The sequence below is a fragment of the Pseudomonas sp. K5002 genome (genome assembly GCF_013386655.1).
Taxonomy (GTDB): Bacteria; Pseudomonadota; Gammaproteobacteria; order Pseudomonadales; family Pseudomonadaceae; genus Aquipseudomonas.
Genome location: NZ_JACARK010000626.1, coordinates 1 through 3,768, shown reverse-complemented (window position 1 = coordinate 3,768; position 3,768 = coordinate 1). Strand labels below are relative to the sequence as shown.

At 61.0% G+C, this 3,768-nt stretch carries 4 protein-coding genes; 3 read left to right on the top strand and 1 reads right to left on the bottom strand.

Annotation, left to right across the window (positions count from 1 at the left end; translation table 11 throughout):
- The coding region (locus HX846_RS24990) for a D-hexose-6-phosphate mutarotase (protein ID WP_178966300.1) at positions 1–647 on the top strand (647 nt) is incomplete at its 5' end.
- A gap of 83 nt (positions 648–730) precedes the next feature.
- Here the strand turns inward: HX846_RS24990 and HX846_RS24985 are convergent.
- Positions 731–1,591 (bottom strand): MurR/RpiR family transcriptional regulator, encoded by an 861-nt coding sequence (locus tag HX846_RS24985; protein ID WP_173406104.1) that lies wholly within the window; start codon positions 1,589–1,591, stop codon positions 731–733.
- Positions 1,592–1,809: 218 nt separating this feature from the next.
- Between HX846_RS24985 and zwf the strand changes: the two genes are divergently transcribed.
- Positions 1,810–3,276: a glucose-6-phosphate dehydrogenase gene (gene zwf / locus HX846_RS24980; RefSeq protein WP_003213023.1), complete on the top strand. Its 1,467-nt coding sequence runs from the start codon at positions 1,810–1,812 to the stop codon at positions 3,274–3,276.
- Positions 3,263–3,768, top strand: a 506-nt coding sequence (gene pgl / locus HX846_RS24975) for a 6-phosphogluconolactonase (protein ID WP_178966299.1), incomplete at its 3' end; no start/stop codon positions are given. The genes zwf and pgl, both read left to right, overlap by 14 nt.

Here is a 3,768-nt window from a genome sequence, read left to right as displayed (position 1 = left end):
CGCAGGTCGGCGCCATCCGTGGCGGCGTGCCGGTGTGTTGGCCGTGGTATGGCCGCCATCCCAGCGAAAACGCCTGGCCGTCCCATGGTTGGGCACGGCTGATCGACTGGAAATTGCTGGACAGCAGCACCGACGACGACGGCGTGCGTTTGCACTGGCAATTGCAGCTATGCGACTGGCAAGTGGACCTGCATGCACACCTGGGGGAAACTCTGGAGCTGCGCCTGGCCACCGAGCACCAGGACGAGCTGCCGTGCCAATTGAGCCATGCTTTGCACGCTTATTGGCGGATTGGCAACGTTGGTGAGATAGCGCTGTCTGGGCTCGATGGCGCGCAGGGCTACGACCAGCTGAATCGTCAGGCGTGCCAGCAGGAAGGCGAGTTGCGTGTCGATGGTGGGTGTCAGCGGGTGTTCCAGCACGACGGTGAACTGCACCTCAAGGACCATGCCTGGCAGCGCGAATTGTGCATCGACACTGGCGAGAGTGCCGACACGGTGGTGTGGCACCCGGGGAGTCGACCATTGCTGGGGGTGAGCTTCAACGAGGCTGCGGGGTTTGTGTGTGTGGAGTCGGCGATGGCTGCTGCGAGCCTGGCGCCGGGGGAGCGGGCGCATTTGAGTTTGCAGGCGAGGGCGGGGGCTTGATCCGGATGTTCCGGTGTTGCTGATGCCGCTTTCGCGNNNGGCTTGCTCGCGAAGAGGCCGGCACATTCACAGTAGATTCGGGCCTAGTTGAATTCATCCCCAACCGGATACCGGCTGTCGTTCAAGCTCTCTTTGATCTTGCGCAAGTGCGGTTGGAAATCCACCCCGCGACGCAAGGTCATGCCCGTCGCCAGTACATCCAGCACCGTCAACTGAATGATCCGCGAGGTCATCGGCATGTAGATGTCGGTGTCTTCCGGCAACGGAATGTTCAGGCTCACCGTACTGGCCTTGGCCAGCGGCGAATTTTCGGCGGTCACGCCCAGCACCGAGGCGCCGTTTTCCCGCGCAATACGTGCTACTTCCACCAGTTCACGGGTACGCCCGGTGTAGGAAATGATCACGAACAACTCCCCGGTGTGGGCCACCGAGGCGATCATCCGCTGCATCAGCACATCGGCGTGGGCCGTGACCGACAGGTTGAAACGGAAAAACTTGTGCAGCGCGTCCATGGCCACCGGCGCCGAAGCACCCAGGCCGAAGAAGTGGATCTGCCGAGCCTGGATCAGCAGGTCGACGGCCTTGCTGATCAGGTTCGGGTCCAGGGCCTGGCAGGCGCTGTCGAGGGACGCGATGGCACTGCCGAAGATCTTCTGGGTGTAGGCCTCCGGGTTATCATCGGCCTCCACCGCGCGGCTGACATACGCCGCGCCACTGGCCAGGCTTTGCGCCAGCTGCAATTTAAGTTCAGGGTAACCACTCACGCCGAACGAGCGGCAGAAGCGGTTCACTGTAGGTTCGCTGACCGAAGCGGCCTGGGCGAGGGCGGCGATAGAGAAGCGGGTCGCCTGCTGCGGGTTGAGCAGGATGACCTCGGCGACTTTACGTTCAGCCTTGTTCAGTTCTTCGAGGCGTTTCTGGATCTGTTCCAGTAGATTTCGCACGCGGTCCATTCATGTTTCCTTAGGGCGACGATGCAAATAAGGGTCGTCAACCAATCGACGAGCGGCCCTTTGCGGTGGCCTATCCTACTGAGGGTAGTTGAACACCACCACTCGGAATACGTTTTTCGGGAAAATGTTGTGGTTATTACTACATTTTTCCTTGAGTGATGCCTTAAAAAAAGGTATTTGTAGCTTAACTTGATAAAAGAACAAACATCATGCCTTCGATAACCGTAGAACCCTGCACCTTTGCCCTGTTTGGCGCCTTGGGTGATCTGGCGCTGCGCAAGTTATTTCCTGCCCTCTATCAACTCGATGGTGCGGGCCTGCTGCACGAAGACACGCGCATCCTGGCCCTGGCCCGTGAGGCCGGTTCCGAGCAACAGCACCTGGCCCACATCGAAAAAGAATTGCGTGGTTACGTTGGCAAGGAACTGGACGAAACCGTCGCCCAACGTTTCCTGGCCCGCCTGACGTACCTGCATGTCGACTTCCTGAAGGCCGATGACTACGTCGCCCTGGCAGAGAACGCCGGCACTGAACAACGCCTGATCGCCTACTTCGCCACCCCGGCGGCGGTGTATGGCGCGATCTGCGAGAACCTGTCCAAGGTCGGCCTGGCGGAAAACACCCGCGTGGTCCTGGAAAAACCCATCGGTTCGGACCTGGATTCCTCGCGCAAGGTCAACGACGCCGTGGCGCAGTTCTTCCCGGAAAACCGCACCTACCGCATCGACCACTACCTGGGCAAAGAGACCGTCCAGAACCTGATCGCCCTGCGTTTTGCCAACAGCCTGTTTGAAACCCAGTGGAACCAGAACTACATCTCCCACGTGGAAATCACCGTGGCCGAGCAAGTAGGCATCGAAGGTCGCTGGGGCTATTTCGACAAGGCCGGGCAGCTGCGGGACATGATCCAGAATCACCTGCTGCAGCTGCTGTGCCTGATCGCCATGGACCCGCCGGCCGACCTGTCTGCCGACAGTATTCGGGACGAGAAGGTCAAGGTGCTCAAGGCCCTGGCGCCCATCAGCCCGGACGGCCTGACCACCCAGGTGGTGCGTGGCCAATACATCGCCGGCTACAGCGCCGGCAAGCCGGTACCGGGTTACCTGGAAGAAGAGAACTCCAACACCCAGAGCGACACCGAGACCTTCGTCGCCCTGCGTGCCGATATCCGTAACTGGCGTTGGGCCGGGGTGCCGTTCTACCTGCGTACCGGCAAGCGCATGCCGCAAAAACTGTCGCAGATCGTCATCCACTTCAAGGAACCGTCCCACTACATCTTCGCCCCCGAGCAGCGCTTGCAGATCAGCAACAAACTGATCATCCGCCTGCAACCGGACGAAGGGATTTCCTTGCGCGTGATGACCAAGGAGCAGGGCCTGGACAAGGGCATGCAACTGCGCAGCGGCCCGCTGCAACTGAATTTTTCCGACACCTATCGCAGCGCACGGATTCCCGATGCCTACGAGCGGCTGTTGCTGGAAGTAATGCGTGGCAACCAGAACCTGTTTGTGCGCAAAGATGAAATCGAAGCTGCGTGGAAGTGGTGTGACCAGTTGATCGCCGGATGGAAAAAATCCGGTGATGCGCCCAAGCCGTACGCGGCGGGGTCCTGGGGGCCAATGAGCTCGATCGCACTGATCACGCGGGACGGGAGGTCTTGGTATGGCGATATCTGATTTGAAACTGCCTCAGGGCGTGACTGCCCATGAGTACCGCAACCCGGTGCTGCTGGCGGATGGCTTGGCCAATGACGTGGCCGAACAACTGCGCGCGGCCATCAGTGCCCGTGGCGAGGCGACCCTGGTGGTGTCCGGCGGCCGCAGCCCGGTGGCGTTCTTCCAGAACCTCGCCAAGCAAGGCCTGGACTGGTCCAAGGTGACCATCACCCTGGCCGACGAGCGCTGGGTGCCGGTGGAACATGCCGACAGCAATGCCGGCCTGTTGAAGAAGTATTTGCTGCAGGGCCCGGCGGCCAAGGCCAAGTTCCTGAGCCTGTACAGCGTCGCCGCCACCCTTGACGACGCTGCCGAGCAGGCCGATCGCCTGCTGGCCGAGTTGCCGACGATTGATGTGCTGGTACTGGGCATGGGCGACGACGGCCACACCGCGTCGCTGTTCCCCAACAGCCCGAACCTGGCTGAAGCGTTGAAGCCGGACGGCAGCCGTCG

What these genes read in the sequence shown, in the direction of transcription:
- zwf (WP_003213023.1), top strand. Translation starts at nt 1,810, where the DNA reads ATGCCTTCGATAACCGTAGAACCCTGCACCTTTGCCCTGTTTGGCGCC.